This window comes from Planktothrix tepida PCC 9214 (genome assembly GCF_900009145.1).
Taxonomy (GTDB): domain Bacteria; phylum Cyanobacteriota; class Cyanobacteriia; order Cyanobacteriales; family Microcoleaceae; genus Planktothrix; species Planktothrix tepida.
This window is the reverse complement of sequence record NZ_LN889776.1, coordinates 1-2,973: the sequence shown is the minus strand read 5'-3', so window position 1 is coordinate 2,973 and position 2,973 is coordinate 1. Positions and strand designations below refer to the sequence as shown.

Below are 2,973 nucleotides of genomic sequence, written 5' to 3'. Positions count from 1 at the left end.
ATTGCTAAACCTAAACCAGTTCCTCCCTTTTGTCGGGAATCAGACGCATCGACTTGTTGAAATCGTCCAAAAATTGTTTCTAATTTATCAGCCGGAACACCACGCCCTTGATCTGTCACTTCAAATAAAACCCGGTCTGCAAGTTCTTGAGCTTTAAGGGTTACGCTACTTTGAGGCAGTGAAAATTTAATCGCATTGCTAATTAAATTAACCAGGGTTTGAATAATCCGATCACTATCTGCCCAAACTTGAGCAGAACTCGGTTCAACTAATAAGGTGATATGGCTTTGTGCTGCTAAAGATTGCAGGGTTTTAACCGATTGTTCCATGAGGGTGATTGCATCACACCACTGCTGATTTAGTTTAACTTTCTGTGCCTCAAGTCGCTCTAAATCCAGAATGTCATTGACCAAACGGACTAAACGTTCTGTATCGTGAACGGCGATATCTAACATTTGTTGAGTCGCATCCGGCTGGTTTTTGAAGATTCCCGCAGCCAGTAACCCCAGAGAACCCCGAATTGAGGATAGAGGTGTTCGCAATTCATGACTGACAATGGAAATAAACTCGCTTTTCATTTGTTCAATGGCTTGACGTTCGGTGATATCTTCTACTGTGCCCACATAGCCCATTAATTCATCGGAAACTGACAAAATGGGGGCTGATCGCACTTGGGTAAAACGAATGATGCCATCTTTGTGAACATAACGAACTTCACCCGAAAATTCTTGCCTTTGGGACACTGCTTTTGACCACTCAGTCGTAACTGTCTCTCGGTCATCAGGATGGAGAAACTTGACACAACCCTCTCCCAATAACTCATCAAAGGTGCAGCCACAAATCATTTGATAGCGTGGATTGGTATAAATACATTGTCCGTGAATATCGGTCATAAAAATGCCGATAGGCGAAGACTCACTCAGAGAACGGAAATTAGCCTCACTTTGCCGGAGTTCTTTTTCGGCTTGCTGGCGAACTGCTTCGAGGTGTTTAGCTATGGTGATGTCTTGTTGAACAACGACCAGCACATCGCCATATTCAGAATGCTTAAATACAGAAGCTGTTGCCCTACACCAAAATGGAGTTCCATCTTTCTTAATATTATGAACTTCATAAGTCGCTTCACCGTTTTGTAAAATAGCAGAAATAATCACTTCAGAAACATCTTCAGCCGTTACCTCTTTTGTTGCATAGTTAACAATGGAAACGAACTGACCGTTGAGTTCACCCGCCTCATAGCCAAACATCTGCTCAAATTTAGGATTGGCATAGACAATGACCTGATTATCGACTTTGATTAAGCAAATGCTTTCTGCCATATTGCGAGTGATGACAGCCTGAAGATCTAGCATTTGTTGATCTCGTTTGTAATCGCCAATATCTAACAATACGCCGAGTGATCGCACAGGTTGCCCCGATTCATTGTAGATGGCTTTACCACGCGGCATTACCCAATGAACAGAACCATCAGGATGAATCAGTCGATATTCAATAGAGAAATCCGTATGATTTTTAATCGATTCTAAAAACTGTTGTTCAACCCAATCTACATCATCAGGATGAACGATACTGCGGCTCAGTTCATAGCTAGGCTCAATGCTATCGGGGACTAAACCGTGTAGCGTGAACAGATTATCATTCCAGATCAGTTTTCCGCTAGGGAGGTGAAGATCCCAAAAACCGATATGAGTTAAATCTAAAGCGAGTCGGCGGCGTTCTTCGCTCTCTTGTAAGGCTGTTAATGCTTCCTCTAGGTGTTGATTTACCTCAGAGAGTTCTGTTGTTCGCTCCGCTACCCGTGCTTCGAGTTCAGTATTGATTTGCTTACGCTCATCAATTGCCATGACGGTTCCCGTCATGCGGACAGGCTGCCCAGATTCATCATAAAATCCTTGTCCTCGTCCCTCAATCCAGTGAATGCTGCCATCGGGCCAAATGACACGATATTCATGTTGATGGGGAACCCGTTCTTTTAAAGAACGCTCTATCACCTGATTGAATTTCTCATGATCCTGTGGATGGAGACAAGCCTTAAAGGTTTCGTATCGCCCATCAAAGGTTCCAACCGTCAAGCCCAATAACCGTTCATGTTCTGGCGACCAATAAATTTCGCCCGTTAAGATATTCCAGTCCCACAGCCCCATTTGAGCCGCAGATAGCACCATTCGGAGTTGTTCGGCATTTTTCTCTAAAAGTTGTTGACTCAGTTGCTCAATCCTGCGCTTGCTGTTTTTCAGACTGTGGCTCAACAGATGAATCACAACTGCAACGAGGCTAAAGCTTGCCAGTCGAATGAAATCACTGATCGTGAGTGTTGTGAATTGCCCCAGAGGTGGAACAAAAAAGATATTGACTGCCAGTGTTGAGAGGAAAATTGCCACTAATCCAGGCTTTAGTCCACCATACCAAGTGGAAACGGTGATGGCAACAAAGAAAAACACACTCACCGATTGAGTTAGAAACGGCTCAAGGTTGAGGGTTAGAAGTAAGGCGATCGCAGTCGAGCCAACAGCAACAGCATAGGGTAAAAATCGTTGATAAAATTTCATCATTTTATAGCAATTCTATTTGAGTTGTGTTCAAAATTTTTGAGCAATAGGGAACAGGGAATTACGAATTACGAATTACGAATTACGAATTACGAATGGGGAACACCAGATAAATAATATTTCTGGCTGTTTTATGTCAGTTGTAAATTATTACGATCTATTTGGGATTGCTATATTTTTTACCCCCTAAGTCTTCTGTAAACTCGATGTAATTTTTAAATCCATAAAAAGTTATTAAATCAACAAATTAATCGAGGGGTATGGGCAAGGTGAAATAGAAATTACTGCCTACTCCCACAACACTTTCCACCCAAATTTTGCCCCCATGTTGTTGTACGATGCTTTGACAGATTGCTAAACCTAAACCAGTTCCTCCCTTTTGTCGGGAATCAGACGCATCGACTTGTTGAAATCGTCCAAAAAT

At 42.5% G+C, this 2,973-nt stretch carries 2 protein-coding genes; both read right to left on the bottom strand.

Annotated features, from left to right (window positions below; translation table 11 throughout):
* Window positions 1-2,552 (bottom strand): PAS domain-containing protein (locus tag PL9214_RS03060; RefSeq protein ID WP_139294952.1); only part of this gene is annotated, 2,552 nt, incomplete at its 3' end.
* A 244-nt stretch (window positions 2,553-2,796) separates the two neighbouring features.
* On the bottom strand, window positions 2,797-2,973 hold a 177-nt coding region (locus tag PL9214_RS03055), incomplete at its 5' end, for an ATP-binding protein (protein WP_245824158.1).